A 21,231-nucleotide genomic window follows, 5' to 3' on the forward strand; every position below is an offset into this window, starting at 1 on the left:
GTTCAGCTCCGTAACTCGGCAATTTCATCATCGGTTAAATAGCGAATTGGGCGGTTGCCGAGGGTGAAAATCAGCTTGGCCGCATCTTCCATTTCTTCGGTATTGTTCGCGGCTTCCCGCAGGCTCTCACCGGTGACCACGGGGCCGTGGTTCGCCAACAGGAAAGCCTTGTAGCTTGGGGCCAGCTTGCCCAGATCTTCCGCCAGCCGCAGATCGCCGGGGCGGTAGTAAGGCACCACCGGCACCTGGCCGACGCGCATCACCACATAAGGGGTGAACGGCTTGATGGCGTTTGCCGTATCCAGCCCTTGCAGACAGGAAAGCGCGGTCAGATAGGTGCAATGCAGGTGCACTACCGCCTTGCACGCCGGGTTGTTCTGGTACAGCGCGCGGTGAAAGCTGATCTCTTTCGAGGGCTTGTCGCCAGAAATCCATTCACCACTCAGGCTGACTTTCGACAGCTTGTCTGCCTGCAACTCCCCCAGGCAGGAGCCTGTTGGGGTGGCCAGCAGGGTACCGTCTGGCAACAACAGCGAAAGGTTGCCTGCTGAACCGGTAGCGTAGCCGCGCTGGAAGAACGAAGCCCCCAGGCGCACCATCTCTTCCCTTGCCAGCCGTTCAGTGTCAGCGGTCATCGTCATACTGAAAACTCCGTTTGTGCTCTGGCGAAAAAGTTTTCATCGCCGAAGTTGCCCGATTTCAGGGCCAGTGATACCGGTTGTTCGATTGCGCGTACCCAAGGCACGCCTGGAGAAATACAAGGGCCGATATGGAAGCCGCGGATCCCCAATGCCTGGGTGACCACGCCAGAGGTTTCACCGCCGGCGACGATAAAGCGGCTGAAACCCTGTTGTTGCAGGCGTTTAACCACTTCGGCAAACAGGGCTTCTACCGCCTGGCTGGCGGCTTCGGTGCCGTATTGCTGCTGGGTTCGTTGCAGTTGCTCCGGTTCGGCGGTGGCATACAGCAATGGGGCCAGTGGCTGTGCGGCCTGCAGTTCTACCCATGAACTTAGCTCTGCTGCGTAGGCGCTGCGTTCGCCTGCTGTGATGCAGCGAGAGACATCAATGCTCTGTGCCGGAGCCTGTTGGCGGTAGCGTGCTACCTGCTTGTTGGTCATGGTGGAGCAGGAGCCGGAAAGGACCACGGCTTTCTTCCCCTGTGGTGCTCCGGCAGATTGGGCTTTTTCCTGGCCCGGCTGCGCCCATTGGCGGGCAATGCCGATCGCCAGCCCTGAACCTCCGGTGACCAACTTCATGGTTTTCAGCGCTTCGCCCTGTGTCAGCAGATGCTGTTCGTTCAGGGTATCCAATACCACGTAGCGCACGCCAAGCTGTGCCAGTTGTTGCAGTTTTTCCTGCACTGCACCGGCGCCACGATCCATCTCTGCCGCGTTGACCAGCCCGCAACGCCCGCTGGCCTGAGCCTCCATCAGCCGCATCAGATTACTGTCGGTCATTGGCGTCACCGGATGGTTGCGCATACCGGACTCCGACAGCAACTGGTCCATCACGAACAGATAGCCTTGATAGACCGTGCGGCCATTTACCGGTAGCGCAGGGGAAATCACCGTTTGCTGTTCGCCAAGCGCATCGAGCAAGGCGTCAGTAACCGGCCCGATATTGCCCTGGGCTGTGCTATCGAAGGTAGAACAGTATTTAAAGTAGAACTGGCGGCAACCCTGGCGCTGTAGCCAGGCTAAAGCCTGCAACGACTGCTCGACCGCCTGGTCGACCGGGCAGGAGCGCGATTTCAGGCTGATCACCACCGCCTGCGAGTCGACAGGGGTATCATCCTGCGGTACGCCATTGAGCTGGACCGTAGGTAAACCGTTTTCCACCAGGAAGCTGGCGATATCGGTGGCACCGGTAAAGTCGTCTGCAATCACTCCGAGTAACATTATGAGTTCTCCTTATTCTTTGGCAGTTCGATCCCGGCGAAGATCTTGATCACCGCGCTGTCATCTTCCTTGCCGAAACCTGCGTTGCTGGCGGAGGTGAACATGTTGAACGCCGTGGAGGCCAATGGCAGCGGGAAGTGCAGCGCTTTGGCGGTATCGGCCACCAGCCCAAGATCCTTGACGAAGATATCTACCGCAGATTTTGGTGAGTAGTCGCCATCGACCACGTGGCGCATACGGTTCTCAAACATCCAGGAGTTACCCGCGGCGTTGGTGACCACATCGTACATCACGTCCAGCGGGATACCGGCGCGTGCGGCCAGCGCCATCGCCTCAGCACCGGCGGCAATGTGTACGCCTGCCAACAATTGATGGATGATCTTGACCGTTGCCCCCAGGCCGATCTCGTCGCCAATGCGGTACACTTTCCCGGCGACGGCATCCAGCACCGGTTGCAACTGGGCAAAGGTGCTCTCACTGCCCGAGGCCATCACGGTCATTTGGCCAGCCGCGGCCTTGGCTGCACCGCCGGAAACCGGGGCATCCAGCATCGGCAGGTTATACGCCAACAGTTTCTGTTCGATCTCCTTGGCATCCGCAGCAGCAATGGTGGATGACACCATCACCGGCGTATTGGGTTTCAACTGTGCCGCCAGGCCGTTATCCCCGAACAGGATCTGTTTTACCTGGTTGGCATTAACCACCAACAGCAGCACCGCATCCAGTTCGTTTGCAAAGTCTGCTGCGCTGGTGGCGGCCTGTTTGGCACCGGCTTGCTTTAGCGCCGCCAGTGCCTGAGGGTTGAGATCGACGCCATAGGTAGTCAGCCCGGCATTGATGCAGGACGTTGCCGCGCCCATGCCCATTGAACCTAAACCGACGATACAAACTGCGTAGTTTCCTGGTTGTGCCATGATGCACCTCTGTTAATTTTAGTGATTATTTGTTTTGATGTGTTAAATGTAAGCGTTATTGACGCGGATATCGGTGATCACCTTCACAATTATTAACAATGCAACAGACGGTCGAAAAAACGGTTACGCTTGCTAATATAATGCTTTTAAATGTTTTTTATGTTTATGACTGACTTCACAGCCTGAAAAGCTTTACTACCGTCGCACGAAAATTGACGTAAAATCACAATTATTATCATCGTAGTCACAGAGGGGGAACCGTGATACCTGTTGAACGCCACCAACAAATTTTGGCGCTGGTGTCCGAGCGCGGCGCAGTCAGCATAGCTGAACTGACCGAAAGGCTCGGGGTCTCACACATGACCATCCGGCGCGATCTGCAAAAACTGGAAGAGCAGGGCAGCGTACTGCCCGTTTCTGGCGGTGTGCAGTCGGCCGAACGAGTGGCGATTGAGCCTTCGCATCAGGATAAGGAAGGGATGTTCAGCCAGCAGAAAGCTGCCATTGGGCAACTGGCCGCGCGGCAGATCCCGGCCAACAGCTGCATCTACCTGGATGCAGGCACCACCACGTTGGCCCTGGCTCGTCAGCTCGGCGATCGTGACGATATCACCGTGGTGACCAACGATTTTGTTATTGCCGCCTATCTGCTGGAACATAGCCAGTGCAAGCTGATCCACACCGGCGGTACGGTATGCCGGGAAAACCGTTCCTGCGTGGGGGCCGCTGCGGCTCAGGCTTTACGTAATCTGTTTATCGATCTGGCGTTTATCTCTGCTTCTTCATGGAGTATGCGTGGTTTGTCTACCCCGAACGAGGATAAGGTGGTGGTGAAAAACGCCATCGTTGAGGCCAGCCGCCGTCGCATTTTGCTAAGTGATACGTCCAAATATGGCAAAGTGGCCACCTATCTGGCGCTGCCGATTTCGGTCTTTGAGGTGATCATCACTGACGATCACCTGCCGGAAGCGGCGCGTGAGGCGATTACGCAGGCAAATATTACGTTGCTTACTGCGATGCAGTGACTTTCAATCCCGCCAATCTGATAAACACCGGGGTGGTTATCGCTGCCCCAAGATCGTGGCTACAGACTCCACAGCAGATAATCCAGGCATTGAGCCGCAATAATTCCATCACGTCCAGGTGCCAGCCGGTGGCACCGTCAGCCCGCTACTACATAATATTTACCTATAAAAAGTTAATGAGTTATTTTTATGGATTCACCTTAATGCGGTGCTGATATACACCCTAATGAGTATGGTTAATACCAGGTTATATCGCTATGTAAAGTCAGTGTCATGCCAAGGCGGTTATCTGGCAGAGTGACAGGTTAAAACCATTGATTTAAATGATAAAGGTTATCAACGCTAGCCGAAAACATCGACTTTCCCAGTCCTGTAAGATCTTAGTGATGGTTAAATCTGCGATATTTTTACATTAAAACAGGCTCTGCAAGGTGTTTTGGTGAATTTTTTCGCTAAAAATAAATTTATGGCAACATAAAAATCTATCCTTATGAAATTTAACGAATCAATATATCAATAATCAGCGTGTTTCGATAATCTTTGTTTTGGTCATGAGAAAATTCTTATTCCAGGGAGAAGGAAAAATGCCACAGTTAATGACAATTACCCGCGGTCTATTTACTAGCGATAAAAACGTTCACGAAGGCTTTTTTTTAATTTTAATTAAATGATTTTATTAACGATTAATGCCTGGGCTGTCTGTTTTTATAGTGAAAGTCGTGAATATAATGAAATATAAGCTTAATGACCGTATTATCTTCGATGTCGATAGCGGAACGCTGAGTTTGAGCGATCTGTTTGACGATACTGTCACCATCTCCAACCCATCCAAGCGCTTGCTGCAGTTACTTATTGTCCACCAGGGCGATGCTGTGAGCCGTGAAGTGATCTTCAAAAAGGTGTGGGATGATTATGGGATGATTTCCAGTAACAATAATCTTAACCAGTGCGTGAGCAAGTTACGTAGAGTGATCAAGGCGCTGGGAATTGATGAGGAGGTGATCGTCACTGTTCCCAAGGTGGGTTTTATGCTGCACAGCGAAATCCAGATTGTGTCTTGTGAAGATGATAAGGATACGCCGATCCTTGGTGCCGAACCGCCGGTATCAGTCGCTAAAACCATACCCGTGGTGGTAGGCAAGGTGTTCTCCCGTGCTTCCTTGCGCTATGGTTGGGGGATGCTGGGCTTCGTGTGTGTGGTGTTGGCAGGCATAGCGTTCTATATTTTCAATCCAAGTATCCGGCAAGAGAGCTATCTGGGTAAATCGGGTAACTGCGCGGTATTTATGTCGTACTCCACGGTTAGGGCAGATCCGGTATTCAGCGATGATGTGCTGGCGCAGGTGGCAAGGCAAAAAATCCAATGCCAGCCGGATGAATACCTGTTGCTGATACGTGGAAATCAGGTGAAGTCGTATATTTCTGGCATCTCACGGCTATTTTTTCTCCGCTGCAAGATTTTGCGAGAGCATAAGATTGAACTTTGCTCTGGTCTGGAAAGCGAATCCTCCCTGTAATTGAATGATGCTGATTGGCTGGCGGGGTGAACGACCGACAGCCAGAACATCGTGGCCTGAGATTTAACCACTTTACTAACGTTATCTCCCCTCAAGTACGATCGTTACAGTGATTTATCCCCCTTATTATTCCGCTGGCTCACTATCCCGAAACAGTAATGCCCCTCACCCTAGCCCTCTCCCAAAAGGAGAGGGGACCGAACGTGCCACAACTTTATTACGGCACACTGTCTCAACCCTCTCTCTGCTCACTTCTGCACCTGTAGTACCGCCACCCTCGTACAAAAGGAGAGGGGGACCGAACGTGCCACCATTTTATTACGGCACACCGTCTCTGCAATAACCCTCTTTCCGCTCACCTCTGCACCTTGAACGTGGCACCGTACTGGCTCCTTCGTCCAAAAGAAGCAGGGACCGAGCGTGCCACAATTTTATTACGGCACACTGCTTCTGCATCAACCCTGTCGCAGCTTTTCTCTGCACTTGAACACGGCACCGTACTAGCTCCCTCGCCCTTTGGGAGAGGGGTGGGGTGAGGGGAAATGGGTTGCCTTAACTGACAGGCAATAACTGTACAGGCTGATTTTTCACCAGAATGGACGCCGAATAACGGTAGTTATAACGTGATTAATGTTTGATCGAATTAATCTAGGATAATTCTGCTACTCGCCTTGCATGGGTGGGATTTCTATCCTTAATTGAGTATTAAAAAGATTAAATGCAGAATTTAAATCTAAATATTTCACATTTACTAGTTAATGATTATCTTAAGATTTATTTGGGTTAAGATTTTTCTCGCCAAGTAGGACGAGAGGCATACTCACGTTGCATATCAATACTTGGCGTTATCCCGCTAGCAACTGGCAATACCGGAGTGAGTGGAGATGACAAAGATCGGTACATTTAACGGACAATAGAAATCTATAACTTAGGGAGTTTTACCATGAAAAAGATCACACTTGCTCTGGCAATCGTTTCAGCATTCGCAGTAGTGGGCACCGCTCAGGCAGCAGACGTTACCGCACAAGCCTTGGCTACCTGGTCAGCCACTGCCAAGAAAGATACCACCAGCAAGTTGGTTGTGACGCCAATCGGCAGCCTGTCTTTCCAATATGCTGAAGGCATCAAAGGCTTCAACAGCCAGAAAGGTCTGTTCGACGTGACTATCGAGGGCGAAGGAACCGCCACCGATTTTAAACTGACCTCCAAGTTGGTATCCAATACTCTGACTCAGCTTGACACCTCGGGTTCTACCCTGGAAGTCGGCGTTGACTACAACGGCGCTAACGTAGGCAAAACCGCTCAAACTACCATGATCGACGTTAAGGCCGGTGTTCTGGGTGGTAACCTGAGCGCACTGTCTGCAGCTTACGACAAAGCCGTTCGTACCAGCGCGCAGGACCAGTTCACTTTCACCATTATCGGCGCAACTGCTGATGGCACAACTGCGGTGACGGATTTCAGCACCCTGCCTGAAGGTATCTGGAGTGGTGACGTGAGCGTAGAGTTCAACGCTACCTGGACTACCGCATAATCTTTTCCCCAGAGTAATGCGTCCTAACAGGGGGGAAACCCCCTGTTTTTGTCAGCTAAAGAGTTTGGAATACCGCTATGAATCGTTTCTATTTTTCTATTCCCCTGTTGCTGTCTCTGTGCCACAGCGCTTTGGCGCTGGATGTTGGTGCGATCAGTTCCTTTATGCCCAGTAATAGCGCGACGCTAAGTAAAGAAATTAAAAATACGACGGATAGCGGCCGCCTGGTGAATATAAAAATAGAAAGGATTTCCGACCCGACGGAATCGGGCACCGTGATCCCGATGGCGACGAAAGACGAAATGCTGTTGTCACCCGCCAGCCTGATGATGCCAGCCAACGCCAGGGACGTGATCCGTTTTTATTATAAGGGGCCAGAAGATAATCAAGAACGCTATTACCGGATTGTCTGGTTTGATCAGGCATTAACCGATGCGGGGCAGAATACCGCCAAACGCAATGGCGTGGCCACCACCTCGGCGCGTATTGGCACCATTTTAGTGGTTACGCCACGTCAGGTTAATTTTAATCATCAGTTTGCCAATAACAAAATCGCCAATACCGGCAATGCCACCTTCAAAATGGTGGCCTACGGCCCCTGCAAGAATAAGAAAGAAGGCAGCAACTGCAAGGAAAACTATTTTGTCATGCCAGGTAAAGATCGTGGCCTGTCCAAAGTGGATATCAATGATAAGAAAAGCCACGTTGCGCTTTGGTATGGAGAGCAATTTATTCAAGTCAAATAACACTGAGTTGGGCTGCCACGGGATGTTGCAGTAAAGGGATGCATAATAGTTCAAGGAGTTAGACGTGAAACTAGCACTGGATAGTGCATTACTCAAGATATCAGTAGCGGTGGGGATGAGCGTTATCCCGGCCGTGATGATCCCTGGGCAGTCGGCTCTTGCCGCCGGGTTAACCCAAATTGATGGCGTGTTGATCCCCCAGACTTTCAGCATGGCATTGCGCGAGGGGATGAGCATCCCGTTATTGCTGCATTTTGAACAAAACAGCACCCTGAAAGACGATCAACGCATTGGGCGCGCATTGCTGGTGCTTGATGATAACCATCTGAAAATCAGCGAAATTACCCTGGAAGATAACGAGGGTGGCGCACAGTTGACCGCCGCGATCACCAAGCAGCTCAATGCGCTCAATGATGCCAACTTTGACGATAAGCAACGCATCACGCTGTCGGATGATGCTTGGCTGGCGTTGGATTTCCGCCAGTTGAACCTGCAATTGGTGGTGAAGCAATCGGCCCTGGGGACGGTATTGCGTGAGCGCGCCAGCGATATTGGTGCGTCGAGTGTTGATGAGATAAGCAGCACGCTAGCCTATAACCTGGGCGTTTACGACAACCGCACCAAAGCCAGTGAAGGTTTTACCTCCAGCTATTTATCGCTGAATAACGTCACCTCTCTGCGTGAGCATCATGTGGAAGTGAACGGTTCTGTCTATGGGATTGGCAGCAGCAACCAGGATTCGACGCTGTATAAGGTGATGTATGAGCGTGACTTCGCTGGCCGACGCTTTGCCGCAGGCATGCTCGACAGTTGGAACCTGCAATCGTTGGGTCCAGTGACCACCATCAATTCGAGCAAAATCTACGGCATGTCCTATGGCAGCCGTGCCAATTCGACGGTGTTTGATAATACCCAGTCGTTAACGCCGATTGTCGCTTTCTTCCCCTCGGCGGGGGAGGTTCACCTGTCGCGTGATGGCCGCCTGCTCAGCGTACAGAATTTCTCCATGGGTAACCACGAAGTGGATACCGGCACGCTGCCTTTCGGTATTTACGATGTGCAGGTTGAGGTGATCGTCAATGGTCAGGTGATCAGCCGCCGTATGCAGCGGGTTAACAAACTCTATAGTCCGCTGCACGCCGCGGGTGCGCCGATGTTCTGGCAGTATTGGGGCGGTATGGTGCGTATGGATGAGTGGCATGGCGACAACGATCGCTTCGCTGAGGCTAAAGATAGCTACCTGCTGGGGGCTTCAGCCTCTGGCAACCTGTCTCGCTTTAACTGGGCGCTGTCCGGCTATTCCCTGGACAGTACTTCGGTGGCGGAAGGCCGTTTAAGCATACCGATCATCGATGCGGTGCAGGTTAGCACGCAGAGCATGGTAGCCACGGACCGATCCTGGACGCTGATCAACACCGTGAGCGCCACGCTGCCCGGTGGTTTCAGTACGCTGTGGGCCAACGAAGAAAAAACGGTGATCGGCAACAAACTGCGCCAAAACGATGCCCATAACCGGGCGATCGGCGGCTCGCTGAACTTGGGGGCGATTGTGCCTCACCTCGGCACGCTCAGCGTCAGTTATAACGACGACAAGAAAAATAGCAGCCATTATTACAACGTGGATTACTACCAGAATCTGTTCACCGGCCGTTACGGCACGCTGGGCATACGTGCGGGGGTACAGCGATACAATAATGGCCATTCCGGCGGTAATACCGGCAAGTACATTGCGCTCGATTTCTCCTTGCCACTGGGCAACTGGTTCAGCGCCGGGGTTTCTAACCAGAACGGCTACACCACGGCCAATATTGCGGCGCGTAAAGAGATTGCCGATGGGCCGATCCGAACCGTGGGGGCCAATTTGTCGCGCGCCATCTCCGGGGATACCAACGGGGATAACAGCTTTAACGGCGGTGCCTACGCCCGTTTTGACACCAAGTATTCTACCGGCACCGTCAACGTTAGCAGCTCCGCAGACGGCTACGTGAATACCAGCCTGACCGCTAACGGCAGCGTCGGTTGGCAGGGGCGTCATATCGCGGCAAGTGGACGCAATGAAGGTAACTCAGGGATTATTATCAATACCGGCCTGGAAAATGAAGGCATGCTGACCGCGCGCGTGGATGGCCGCGTCGTCAAGCTGACCGGCGACAAGAACTATCTGCCCCTGTCCCCTTATGGTCAGTATGTGGTGGAGTTGATGAACAACAAAAACTCGGCGGAAAGCTTCGATATCGTCACCAATCGTAAGAACAGCCTGACGCTGTACCCGGGCAACGTGGCGGTCATCGAACCGCAAATCAAACAGATGGTCACGGTATTTGGCCGTATCAAGGCCGAGGATGGCACGCTGCTGGCCAACGCCAATATCAACAACCATATCGGGCGTACCCGTACGGATGAAAAAGGGGAGTTCGTGATGGATGTGGATAAGAAATTCCCGGTAATCGATTTTACCTACCGCCACAATCAAAGCTGTGAGGTGGCGCTGGATCTGAGCAAGGCACAGGGTGCGGTCTGGGTAGGCGACGTGGTTTGCCGCGGCTTGAAGTCCTACGCCAAAGTGGGCCAACCAGGAGATATGAACAATGAAGGCTAATAGCATACGTTTGGCGCTGTTGATCGGCGGCCTGCTGAGCATCGCCCCGGCGCAGGCGGTGAACCCGACCAATCTGGGAGATGCCGCCACGATGAAGTTTGTCTTTGTTGAGAACAATGCGGACGATAACTTCTTTGTGACCCCGGCAGGGGGGCTAGATCCGCGTATGACCGGTGCCAATAAATGGACCGGCCTGAAATATGGCGGATCCGGCACCATTTATCAACAAAGTCTGGGCTACGTCGACAATGGTTTCAACTATGGTCTGATAGCCAACTGGCGTTACGATATGTGGCTGGAAAATGCGCCGATCAAAAATCCATTTCTTGGCCTGCGCTGTATCAACTGGTATACCGGTTGCAATATGGAAACCAGTCTGATCCTGCCAGAGACCAGCGATGAAAAAGGGTTCTATGGGGTGGTTGTTACTCCCGGGAATCAAAAATGGATGCACGGCATGATGTCACCGAGTTTTTATCAGTACCTCAGGCAGATGGGGGCTGGTGAGTCATTCAGCATGCAGATCAACGGCTGTCAGACTTCTGCGGTCTACAGTGCCAGCAGTGGCGAACGCTGCAAGGATCAAAGCTCAGGCACCTGGTATCGACGTACCGTCACCCATGCCAAGGCGGCACACCTGCGCTTCATCAATACCAATGCGGTATCGGAAGTGTTCGTCAACAGCGATGGGATACCGATCATCGGTGAAGGTAATGCGGACTGCCGCAACCAAACCGTCGGTGCCCGCAGCGGTATCATGTGCAAGATGGTCAGCTACGATCTGCAAACGGATGGCAGCGTCAGTAACACCTCGATCCATATTTTTCCGTCGATCAACCATGCCGCACTGTCATCGGCGGTTAATGCGGCCGATCTGCAATTCAGTTTGAATGGCAACAGTTGGAAAAATACCTCGGGTACCGGCAGCTACTATACGTTTAACGAGTTGAAGAGCAGCAATGCCGTTTACGTGTTTTTTGCCAGTAACTTCTTCAAACAGATGGTCAAGCTGGGGATCACCGACGGCGGTACGCACGATCTGATTAACTTCCGTTTCCAGAACACCACCTCGCCGGAATCGGGTTGGTATGAGTTCTCGACTTCTAACCAACTGATCATCAAGCCTCGTGATTTCAGTATCAGCATTATTTCCGAGGATTTCGATAACAGCCCGCACCGGGAAGGCTATGTTGGCCCTTCAGAGCCACCGTTGGAATTTGGTTATATTGTGACCACTAGCGCTAAGACCAATGCCGATCAGGTCAGGGTTATGGCGACCGGCCCAACGCAGTCACTGGGAGGGATCAACTACTGTATTTTCTCCTCGCCAGACAATACCACGAAGGTTCCATTCCCGGCCCAGCTTAGTATTACTACCAGCACGGGGACGGAGCAGGTGTTTGATGCCGGTTGTGACAGCCAGTGGCACGATATGACCAACGCCCTGTGGAGCAGCACACCATGGAACGATATTTCCGGTGACGTGGGGGTGATGAACAAGACCAAGGTCAAGTTCAGGATCCCGATGAACGCACCGATCTCGCTGAAAACGGTGGAAGGTAACGCCTGGTATGGTGATGTGCATGCCGCCGGTGAAATCCACGTTGAGGCAACCTGGCGCAATATCAATTAAGGGGATGATGTGAAAACTCTGCTGCTATGGCTAATCTTCCTGCCCTTTACCGCCGGGGCGATCAACGTGGGCACCATGACGTTTGCGATGGATCAGGATCAGTCCTTTGTCGCCAAACGGGTGTTGAACAATAACGCCAGCGCCCGGTTTTATCAGGTTTCCATTCGTGCCATCGATCGGCCAGGGGAGCAAGAGGTGCGAACCCGACCGGCAGAGGGTGAATTGCTGTTTGCCCCCAAGCAACTGACGCTGCGGGCAGGACAGGGGGAATATTACAAGTTCTACTACCATGGGCCGAAGGATAATAAAGAGCGTTATTATCGTGTCTCATTTCGCGAGGTACCGACTAACCTGCTGACCACCGGGCAGAGCAACAAAGCCGGTGCCAATCTGGAGCCGATCGTGGTAATGGATACCATTCTGGTGGTCAGACCGCGTGTCACCCTGTTTGACTACCAGCTTGACAAGCAGCGCGGTACGCTCAAAAACACCGGTAATACCTTTTTTAAGTTTCTGCTGAAACCCGGTTGTGATAGCACTGATGAAGAGGGGATCACCGAGTATTTACGCCCAGGGGATACGCTGTCGCATCCGGGTATCAAACTGCAAGGTCAGAAATTTATTATTTATAACGATAAGTTTATCAACGTGGATAAAAGTTGTATTTAATTAGCCAGATTGGATTTTATTGACCATTCGGCAAGGAACGCGGGTTTCAGGTGGTTTTTATAAACTAAAAAATAAAATATTTTCAATTGGATAATTAATTATGTATGCCTTCTATAACGAGACGTCTATTCTCTTTGAGCCCCATCCTTTGGTAAAGATCGGCCTGCAGGCGTTGATTGACCCGAAAAATAAAAAAATCAGCCATCTAAGTCGACTGAAAGATATTGTCTCATCACTCAATGATAATGAACAGCAAACGGTTATTATGGAGCTCTACCATCATACCGAAGAAATTTATCAGGTAGTGCGATTCGTGTTGAGCTTCGGTACGCTTTGGCCAAAGGCGTCTTTGGTGGTTTTCACCGATATCATCAACCCGGATATTTTGTCGCTGCTTGCAACGCAAAAACACCTCTCATTAGTGGCCAAGCGCGATAGTGTGAATTATTTACTGGCAGCCATTTCGGCGGCTCATCCCACCGCCAGTTATCGTAGCCCAGCGATGCGGCAACTGTTGTTGCAGGAACTGCGGCCATTATCAGGTTGTGAATGGCGTATCCTGGGATTGATGGTTGCCGGAGCCAATGCACAGCATGCCGCTCAGGTTATCGGGCGCAGCTATAAGACCGTCTGCACCCATAAGCTGAATATTATGCGCAAGTTGGGGCTGAATCAGGTTGGCTTTATGCAGCTGCTGTTGGCGTTCAGAACCCGCTACTGGGATGAAACTGCCATTTCGGGCATACATCCTGCTCCACCTCACTGAGAGAGAAGGGCTCTTTCTCAGGTAATGCCAGTTGCGTTAGTTCAAACAATTCCACTGTCAATCTACCTGGCTTAAATTAGTGCAAATCACTTTTATTCTGGTTTTATTCTTCATTCCAGGATTTATATTAATGATATATATAACACTGGTAAGCGAACCGTTCGCTGTTTTACATTACAAGTGACTATAAAACGACCAGTCTGGTGTTATTAATAGCGTGATAATATTATCATTTCCGGTGTTAAGTTGAGAATTTACTGGTTATATTAAAGAATTTCTCATGAAAGATCCGAAAGTAAAACATTTTAGCTGAATTTTATTGTCTTAATAAATGCTATAAATTAAGGTCCTTCTGCCTTTAAGAACGGCGTATTCATGTTTTTAATTAATTATTCTAGAAGGATCTATATAGATGAATAAAAGCAAAATTGGGCTTTTGATGCTCGGTACTCTGGTGTTCTCAGCGAATGCTTTTGCTGGTATCAGCAGCCAAGAGCAAAATATGCGTAATGAAGTTACCAAGTGCGTCAGTGATATCCAGTCATATGGCAATGATCCTCGGGAAAAATCGCCTCTCTGGGTTATTTACGGCACACGCGGTGGTGCACATAAGTATTGTGGTTCCGTTGCCGCTAAAACCAGAACTGCAATCACGCCAGGGTACAACCAGCAAGAGGCTTGGGAAGCAGAGTGGCAGGATCTCTTTGCAGAATATAGCGCCATTCCCAAGGCAGATGCCAACAAACCAAATACTCAGAAATTGCTCAAAAAGCTGCGTGATCTTGGCGCAACAAACAAATTAGATGGGCGCCATGCTCAGTCTAAACTCTATGTTTATCGTGCCATGATGAGTGAGTTGGATAAATTGGATGCGATCCTACCTTCCGTCGAAGGTAAGTAAACTGTTTTAATTCAATAATAATGTACCGGCATGTTTAATGATGACTGCCGGTGCATTTTTATAAATTCTATTATTCCCACCCGAACAATATGAATAAAAGTTTATTCGCTTTTCCTATTCTATTCATGGCAGCCTGTTTTGCCCATGCAGGTGAGTATTTTTACATCTCCCAAGGGGATCGGGATATCGGTCATATTGAATTGGACATGGCGGAGGACGGTTTTCCGTGTTTTGATAGAAAAAAGCTTATAGAATGGGAAATCCTCTCACCAGAAAACATGAGTGAGGTACCAGAAACCGGCTGTATCAAAGTTAAAGATCTTTATCCATTAAATATTACCGTTACCTTAATTGATAAGGTGAATTTTCTTTTTTTTACATTCTTAGAGTCAACGGAGGTCAAGGCCGATCCTCGCCTGGCTATCGAGTATCGAGATGAGGGTATTCCAGCTATCCTGATAAACTATGATGTTAACTATAAAAAATATCAGGGAGAACGTTATATCAGAAGAAAAAGAAAAGATAACTTAGTCGTTGAGTTAGAGTCTGGCATCAACTACCAACATTGGCGATTAAGATCACGGCAATTTCATGATAATGAGGGTATGCCACAGAAACGGATAAGGTTTTCCGATCTTTACGCTGAAAGAGACATCCCCGCGATAAACTCTCGTCTGTATTTTGGTGAGGGCTACAATAATACTTTCTATCTGGATCCCTTCCCTAATCGTGGGATAAAATTGTCATCTGACGATAATATGTTTCCTTCGTCACAGGGGCCAGTGTTGCCTTGGGTATATGGTGTGGCCACCAGTGATGCTGAAGTTGAGATCCGGCAGAACGGCAAACCGGTTTACCGCACGATGGTTCAAGCTGGGGATTTCGTGCTGAGAAATATCAAACTGTTTGACAAATCGGGTTCTATTACCATGACGGTGAGAGAAAGCGACGGTAGCATCGCTTATTATGATGTACCTTGGAGTCGACTGGACAATATCCTGGATAAGAACATGTGGAAATATGATGTCTCATTCGGCAAGTTTATGAGTAGTGAGAGAATGGAAGAGTCTAATCCCATTTTCTTTCAGGGAGGCGCTGGATATGGTCTCACTGCACAAAGCTCTTTATTTGGCGGAGCGCTGATATCGCCCAATTACTACAGCCACTCATTAGGTATTGGTCAAAGACTCAATCAATTCGGTGATGTCACCTTTAATCACCAGTACAGCAGTATAACATCGGCAGAGCAGGGCAAGGTAAACGGTGAGAAGTTGCGTTTACAGTATGTGGCTAATTTCAACAAGGCGAATACCAGCATCAGGTTAAATGGCGAGTATTATCTACAGCCTCACTTTAATGATTTCAATAGTTATGCCTATAATGCTAAAACAGATTATTATTGCTGTGATTACTATAAAAAAGAATATGGTTTTGATTTTTCGATAAGTGCGTTGATTGATACTTCACAGAGCTTGTCATTCAATATTAACCAGGAAAAATACAAAGAAGATCAAGGCAAGCGGACGTTCTACTCGCTGAGGTTTATGCAAAACACCGTCAACGTTTCCTATGATCTTGACCTGTCATACTATCAATACCCTACGCAAAAAAATGAAATGCTGTTTGGTATTACCTTCAGGGTACCCTTAAAGAGAATGGGGATTGATAACACCAGTCTGAATCTGGGATACAGCTATAACCCCTATGATCACTATCAAACTGAGCTTGGCGTTAGCGGTAGGCATTTAAATAACAACCTTAACTACCGGGTGATTAGCCGCAAGGGCAAACAGAGCAAGGCAAGTTATCAGGCGAGTGCCAATTACCGCTACGCCGCCGGTGAATCTGCGATCAGATACCAGTCTGGAACAAACTATGCGCTTTACTCGGCGAACAGCTCAGGTTCATTGGTTGCCCACCAGGCGGGGATTACCTTAGGGCCAACGTTAGGTGACACTAACGCACTGGTTTATAGCAAAAAGCATCCCAATGCGACGATCCCTGAGCAGGTTGATGTGGTTACCGACAGCCGCGGTTATGCCATTATCCCCAATCTCATTCCCTATCAGGTCAACGTGGTCAATGATGAGATAGGCCAGGAGAGGGAGTTTGGTGAGCCAGCCAATGAAGTCGTTAAAGTGCCGACATTAGGGGCCTTATCCTATTATGAGTTGCTTAATTAAATCGCTGTGCCGAAGAGGTACAGGACGCCGACATGCCGTAAGCCCCCTTCCCTGGGGACTGGCCGTCGGTACTTTAGTTAAAGTACCGACACGGAGAAACGAAAGCAGGCTCCAGCATGCGGCTGATCCACTAGCGTAATGTCACTGTCGTGTAACTGCAGAATGCGTTTGACAATCATCAGCCCCAAACCCCCCGCATGGCGGCGGGCATGGTTGAGAATTGACGGGCGGATAAACAGATCTGGGCGCAGTTCCAAGGGAATGCCAGGTCCGCTGTCATTGACCTGAACCATCACCTTATTACCCTGCGGCCACAGGCGCACTTCGATCTCTCCACCGCTTGGCGTATGGCGGATCGCGTTATCCAGCAGATTAGTCAGCACCCGTTCCATCATGCTCAGATCGGCAAACACCTGGGGAATGCCCGGCTGAATATCGGCAAGCAGGCGCTGCTGGCGAGCCTCGGCGGCCAATTCGAACTTCTGGAATACGTCCTGCACCAACTCACTGAGAGAGAAAGGTTCTTTCTGAGGTTTCACCACGCCGTATTCCAGCCTGGCCAGCTCAAATAGCTCTTGCGCCAACCGCCCGACTTTGCGGCTCTGCGCCAGGGCGATCTCCAGATAGCGTTGACGGTCGGTGGGGGTCAGGCTGGCGGATTTCACCGACAGTGTTTCCAGATAACCATGCAGCGAGGTCAATGGAGTACGCAGATCGTGAGAGATATTGGCGATAAACTCGCGCCGTTGTTGGTCCTGTTGTGACAGGGCTTGCCACTGCTCGGTAATGCGCTGTGCCATACGGCGGAATGCCTGCTGCAACTGGCTGACCTCATCACGGCTATGACTCTCCGCAGGGGCATTGGCATAGGTTTGCAGTGCTGAGATGCCGTCGCCATCCAGCGCACTAACCTGCTGGGTCAGACGGCGGATCGGGCGTGTCACCCAGTGGAAGGCAAAGCCCCCAGCCAGCAGGCCGAACAGCGCCACCAGCCCCATCGACCACAGCGCGGTATAAATGGCAGAGTTGATCTGGGCGCTATTGGCCAGCGCATCATAATCCTCCCCCAGCAGCACTACGTACAAATAGCCTTCAATCTCGCCATTTACCCGCAGCGGCGCGGCGCTGAAGACTTTTTGGTTATCAAGATTGCGCGGGTCGTCACCATAGAGGGGCATTTCGGCCCCGTTCAACAATGTCTGTATCGGTAACAGATCGACCTTTTGGCGTTTCATGTGCCCGGCAGGCGCCGCGTTACCGACGATATTGCCTTGTTTATCCAGCAGATAAACCTCAACGCTCGGATTAACCGCCATCAGTTTATCGAACAGGGTATGCACCGACCGATCGTTCCAGCCCTGCGAACTCAACAGGGGGTTGCTGGTGGCGATATGTTGCGCCAGATTGGTGGACAGCTGTTGGATCACCGCCTGGCTATATTGCGTGCTGCTGCGCACCTGTAACCAACCGGAGATCGAACAACAGATGAGCAGCAGCAGGGCGAAAACCAGAGTCAGGCGTTGTGTCAGCGTGAGATTTTTCATCTTTTACCCTTGCGGCGAAGCCGCGAATTTATAGCCCATGCCCCACACGGTCAGGATGTGCTCGGGTTCTGCCGGGTTGCGCTCAATCTTGATCCGTAGCCGGTTAATATGGGTGTTCACCGTGTGTTCATACCCTTCATGTTGATAGCCCCAGACCTGATTGAGCAGGCTGAGGCGGGAAAACACTTTGCCGGGATGACGGGCGAAAAAATACAGCAGGTCGAACTCGCGCGGTGTTAGTTCCACCGCTTGCTGGTTCAGAAACACTTCGCGGGCGATGGGATCGATCACCAGCCCGTTCACGCTTAACGTTCCCGCTTCCATCCGGAGATTACGGGTCATCGCCTCTTGGCGGCGGAACAGGGCTTTTACGCGGGCCACCAGCTCCAGCATGGAAAAGGGTTTAGCCAAATAGTCGTCTGCACCCAGTTCCAACCCCAGTACCCGGTGGACTTCACTAGAGCGGGCGCTGGTGATAATGATGGGGGTATAGCGTGTCATATTGCGAGCGCGGCGGCAGATTTCCAGGCCATCGATACCCGGCAGCATCAGATCGAGGATCAGCGCGTCCCAACCCCCTTGTTCCAGCATTGCCATACCCTGATTGCCATCGGCCGCATGGCTGATGTCATAGCCTTCATCGCTCAGATGAAGTTGCAACAGTTCGGCGATATGTCCGTCGTCTTCGACGATCAAAATTCGTTTTGCCTTTTCCATTTTCTCTACCGCGGTTAACTGGCCTACCTGAAGTCTACACAACCCCCACCTTGGAAGTGATCACATTTTATTTAACTTTGCGTGAGGTCTTGGGGAACAAATCCGTTGAATACTGCAGACATTCAACCGATACGGGGCAGGAGAGAAGCGATGATCACGGCGAAACAGACCCTTATCCACCCGCTGTGGCTAAGGCTGACACATTGGCTGAACGCACTTGCCATGCTGATTATGGTCACCAGCGGTTGGCGCATTTATAACGCTTCCCCGTTGTTTAACTTTAGTTTTATCAACGAGCTGACGCTAGGCGGTTGGCTGGGGGGCGCGCTGCAATGGCATTTTGCCGGTATGTGGCTGTTTGGCATCAACGGCCTGTGCTATCTGCTGATCAACCTGTTCAGTGGCCGCTTTAAACGCCAATTCTGGCCGCTCAGCCCCAAGCAGTTTGTGGCCGATCTCTGGGCCGCACTGTGCGGCAAGTTGTCACACGCCGATCTGCGCCACTACAACATGGTGCAGCGTGTGGCTTATCTGGTGGCTATCGTGGTCAGCATCCTGATGGTGCTTTCTGGGCTGGTGTTGTGGAAGTCTGTGCAGTTTCCTCTGCTACGTACCTTGCTTGGGGGCTACGACGCGGCGCGCTATATCCACTTTTTTGCCATGACGGCGCTGGTTGGCTTCGTGGTGATCCATCTGGTGATGGTGGCCCTGGTGCCACGTACGCTGCTGGCCATGTTACGTGGACGCTAAGGAGACACCGATGAAAACGGAAAAAGAACCTCTCAGCCTGAGCGAAGGCCAGGATATCGTTAAAGAAGCGCAACGTCTGTTAGCGCGCCAGTTGGCATCGTCGTCGCGCCGCCGTTTTCTGCGCAATGGCTTGACCCTGGGGGGGATGGCGATGCTGACTGGCTGCGATCTCAGTGATAATGCTCAGGTAGATCAGGCCTTGAGCCGCATCTCACGCTTCAACGATCGGGTTCAGGGCTGGCTGTTCAATGCCAACCATCTGGCACCAGAGTATGCCGAATCGATGATCACTCGGCCATTCCCGTTTAATGCCTTCTATAGCGAGGATCAGGCGCCGGATATCAACGGTGACGATTATCGTCTGGAAGTGGCGGGGCTGGTACTGCACAAGCAACCCTGGACGTTGGCACAGTTGCACCAGATGACGCAAATCAGCCAGATCACCAGGCACATCTGTGTCGAAGGCTGGAGCGCCATCGGCAAATGGGGTGGGGTGCCGTTTGCCACCTTCCTGAAGGCGATTGGCGCAGATCTTAACGCCCGCTATATCGGCTTTAAATGTGCCGATGACTATTACACCAGCATCGATATGGCCACGGCGTTACATCCGCAAACGCTGATGGCGCTGACCTACGACGGGCAGATTTTGCCGCGTAAATACGGCTATCCGATGAAACTGCGGATGCCCACCAAGCTGGGTTACAAGAATCCCAAACATATTCAAGTGATCGAAGTCACCAACCACTTTCCCGGTGGTTACTGGGAAGACCAAGGCTACAACTGGTTTGGCGGTAGTTGATTGCCGCCGGTGCAGTTTCATGGCACGACGCGTGCCGATTAACCAAGAAAAGGAAATACCATGAAAAAGTTATTTGCCATGATGATGTGTAGCGCACTGATGCTGGGTATCACCGGAGCCAATGCGGCCGATAGCATGGGCAAGGATGCGATGAAAAAGGACGGTATGAGCCAGATGTCTCACGATGGGATGGCTAAACAGGGCATGAAAAAAGAGTGCATGGGTAAAGACTGCGTGAAGAAGGACTCAATGGCCAAAGATGATATGAAGAAGGATCACATGGCCAAAGACAGCATGAAGAAAGATTCCATGGCTAAAGAGGGTATGAAGAAAGACGCTATGAGCCAGTAAAAGGCGCCATGACCGCCAGCTATCCTGTCTCTGGTACGGCAAGGGGCGCGCTCAATTGCTGAGTCCGCCCCTGTTGCTCAATTGCCAGCGACGAAAATAGTGCTCATATTTCGCAGACGCAATTTCTTCAATGCACTGTATTTCTGTGAAAAAATGGTTTTCGGATGGGTGCCTCGCTTGGCCGCAATGTTCAGCAGACTATCGCCGCGCAACAGGTTGAAGATCACATCGCTTTCTGCTGGGCTGAGCTCGCGGGTTTTCTGCACCTTTAATTGCCCAGACTCTTCACTCGCCAACAGGTTTTCCACTTTTTCTTCTAGTAAATAAAGCGGCATACGTGCCGATACCAGTTCCACCGAGATCCCCAGGATCGCCAACAGTTTGGCCACCCGTTCATCATCATAAAACACCAGAATACGCGTTGAGCTCATGTGTTGCTGATGCACAGACACCAGGCTTTCGATCACGTTGACGCTTTGTTCCAGATTTTGCGAGGTGAAAATCAGCGCAATATCATGCTTGATAATTTTCTCCGCCTTCGCACCACCGTGCATAAAGTCCGAAAACAGCTTGATATCGTACTTGCCATAATGCTTTTTCAACAGCATTGAAAGCCCGACATAGCTGTACTTACACTCACTAATCACCAGGACATTGTTTTTAGACATATTGGGGATACCCAT

Annotated in this window: 19 protein-coding genes; 13 read left to right on the forward strand and 6 right to left on the reverse strand. The window is 51.0% G+C overall.

Annotated features, from left to right (window positions below):
* Positions 1 to 2: 2 nt before the first annotated feature.
* From otnC to ltnD, 3 genes are read right to left on the reverse strand one after another with little or no spacing between them, the layout of a single operon-like run.
* Complete coding sequence (gene otnC, locus KGP17_RS08525; RefSeq protein WP_037375203.1) at positions 3 to 635, reverse strand: 3-oxo-tetronate 4-phosphate decarboxylase; 633 nt, start codon at positions 633 to 635, stop codon at positions 3 to 5.
* Positions 636 to 637: 2 nt separating this feature from the next.
* Positions 638 to 1,900: a 3-oxo-tetronate kinase gene (gene otnK / locus KGP17_RS08530; RefSeq protein ID WP_305801148.1), complete on the reverse strand. Its 1,263-nt coding sequence runs from the start codon at positions 1,898 to 1,900 to the stop codon at positions 638 to 640.
* On the reverse strand, positions 1,900 to 2,814 hold the full coding sequence (gene ltnD / locus KGP17_RS08535) for an L-threonate dehydrogenase (RefSeq protein WP_021805111.1): 915 nt from the start codon (positions 2,812 to 2,814) through the stop codon (positions 1,900 to 1,902). Before ltnD ends, otnK begins: the two co-directional genes overlap by 1 nt.
* A 260-nt stretch (positions 2,815 to 3,074) precedes the next feature.
* Here ltnD and ygbI point away from each other — a divergent pair, with 260 nt between their 5' ends.
* The 10 genes from ygbI to KGP17_RS08585 all read left to right on the forward strand — a co-directional run bounded on the left by ygbI (position 3,075) and on the right by KGP17_RS08585 (position 16,387).
* The gene (ygbI, locus tag KGP17_RS08540; RefSeq protein ID WP_021805110.1) at positions 3,075 to 3,839 is read left to right on the forward strand and encodes a DNA-binding transcriptional repressor YgbI; all 765 of its coding nucleotides are present in this window, start codon (positions 3,075 to 3,077) and stop codon (positions 3,837 to 3,839) included.
* Positions 3,840 to 4,567: 728 nt separating this feature from the next.
* Positions 4,568 to 5,356: a winged helix-turn-helix domain-containing protein gene (locus KGP17_RS08545; RefSeq protein ID WP_223499157.1), complete on the forward strand. Its 789-nt coding sequence runs from the start codon at positions 4,568 to 4,570 to the stop codon at positions 5,354 to 5,356.
* Between the two features lie 943 nt (positions 5,357 to 6,299).
* On the forward strand, positions 6,300 to 6,890 hold the full coding sequence (locus KGP17_RS08550) for a common pilus major fimbrillin subunit EcpA (protein WP_021805109.1): 591 nt from the start codon (positions 6,300 to 6,302) through the stop codon (positions 6,888 to 6,890).
* Between the two features lie 77 nt (positions 6,891 to 6,967).
* Complete coding sequence (locus tag KGP17_RS08555) at positions 6,968 to 7,636, forward strand: hypothetical protein (protein WP_021805108.1); 669 nt, start codon at positions 6,968 to 6,970, stop codon at positions 7,634 to 7,636.
* A 115-nt stretch (positions 7,637 to 7,751) separates the two neighbouring features.
* Positions 7,752 to 10,235 carry a fimbrial biogenesis outer membrane usher protein gene (locus KGP17_RS08560; RefSeq protein ID WP_218520411.1) on the forward strand — a complete coding sequence of 828 codons (2,484 nt, stop codon included), beginning with the start codon at positions 7,752 to 7,754 and terminating at the stop codon, positions 10,233 to 10,235.
* Positions 10,225 to 11,868: a hypothetical protein gene (locus KGP17_RS08565; RefSeq protein WP_115159217.1), complete on the forward strand. Its 1,644-nt coding sequence runs from the start codon at positions 10,225 to 10,227 to the stop codon at positions 11,866 to 11,868. The genes KGP17_RS08560 and KGP17_RS08565 overlap by 11 nt, the downstream gene beginning before the upstream one ends.
* Before the next feature lie 9 nt (positions 11,869 to 11,877).
* Positions 11,878 to 12,537, forward strand: coding sequence for a fimbria/pilus periplasmic chaperone (locus KGP17_RS08570; RefSeq protein WP_021805105.1), 660 nt, complete (start codon positions 11,878 to 11,880; stop codon positions 12,535 to 12,537).
* 100 nt (positions 12,538 to 12,637) lie between these two features.
* A complete protein-coding gene (locus KGP17_RS08575) occupies positions 12,638 to 13,303 on the forward strand; it encodes a LuxR C-terminal-related transcriptional regulator (protein WP_021805104.1) in 666 nt (221 codons plus the stop codon).
* 412 nt (positions 13,304 to 13,715) lie between these two features.
* Entirely contained in the window at positions 13,716 to 14,204 is a 489-nt protein-coding gene (locus tag KGP17_RS08580; protein WP_021805103.1) for a hypothetical protein, read from the forward strand.
* A gap of 89 nt (positions 14,205 to 14,293) precedes the next feature.
* A complete protein-coding gene (locus KGP17_RS08585) occupies positions 14,294 to 16,387 on the forward strand; it encodes a fimbria/pilus outer membrane usher protein (RefSeq protein ID WP_223499158.1) in 2,094 nt (697 codons plus the stop codon).
* A gap of 77 nt (positions 16,388 to 16,464) precedes the next feature.
* Here the strand turns inward: KGP17_RS08585 and KGP17_RS08590 are convergent, their stop codons facing one another.
* Both KGP17_RS08590 and KGP17_RS08595 read right to left on the reverse strand, forming a co-directional pair.
* Positions 16,465 to 17,931, reverse strand: a complete 1,467-nt coding sequence (locus KGP17_RS08590) for a HAMP domain-containing sensor histidine kinase (protein WP_059200285.1) — start codon at positions 17,929 to 17,931, stop codon at positions 16,465 to 16,467.
* 3 nt (positions 17,932 to 17,934) lie between these two features.
* Positions 17,935 to 18,648, reverse strand: coding sequence for a response regulator transcription factor (locus tag KGP17_RS08595; RefSeq protein WP_223499159.1), 714 nt, complete (start codon positions 18,646 to 18,648; stop codon positions 17,935 to 17,937).
* A gap of 150 nt (positions 18,649 to 18,798) precedes the next feature.
* Between KGP17_RS08595 and KGP17_RS08600 the strand changes: the two genes are divergently transcribed.
* The 3 genes from KGP17_RS08600 to KGP17_RS08610 are packed head-to-tail and all read left to right on the forward strand — an operon-like array spanning position 18,799 to position 20,548.
* The gene (locus KGP17_RS08600; RefSeq protein WP_021805100.1) at positions 18,799 to 19,398 is read left to right on the forward strand and encodes a cytochrome b/b6 domain-containing protein; all 600 of its coding nucleotides are present in this window, start codon (positions 18,799 to 18,801) and stop codon (positions 19,396 to 19,398) included.
* 10 nt (positions 19,399 to 19,408) lie between these two features.
* Positions 19,409 to 20,197 carry a molybdopterin-dependent oxidoreductase gene (locus tag KGP17_RS08605; RefSeq protein WP_115159220.1) on the forward strand — a complete coding sequence of 263 codons (789 nt, stop codon included), beginning with the start codon at positions 19,409 to 19,411 and terminating at the stop codon, positions 20,195 to 20,197.
* 60 nt (positions 20,198 to 20,257) lie between these two features.
* Positions 20,258 to 20,548 carry a pentapeptide MXKDX repeat protein gene (locus KGP17_RS08610; RefSeq protein WP_021805098.1) on the forward strand — a complete coding sequence of 97 codons (291 nt, stop codon included), beginning with the start codon at positions 20,258 to 20,260 and terminating at the stop codon, positions 20,546 to 20,548.
* Between the two features lie 77 nt (positions 20,549 to 20,625).
* On the opposite strand, the gene KGP17_RS08615 is transcribed toward KGP17_RS08610, so the two are convergent.
* Positions 20,626 to 21,216 (reverse strand): LuxR family transcriptional regulator, encoded by a 591-nt coding sequence (locus KGP17_RS08615; protein WP_037375072.1) that lies wholly within the window; start codon positions 21,214 to 21,216, stop codon positions 20,626 to 20,628.
* Positions 21,217 to 21,231: the final 15 nt, after the last annotated feature.

Origin of the sequence: Serratia sp. JSRIV001 (assembly GCF_019968745.1) — a bacterium.
GTDB classification, from domain to species: domain Bacteria; phylum Pseudomonadota; class Gammaproteobacteria; order Enterobacterales; family Enterobacteriaceae; genus Chania; species Chania fonticola_B.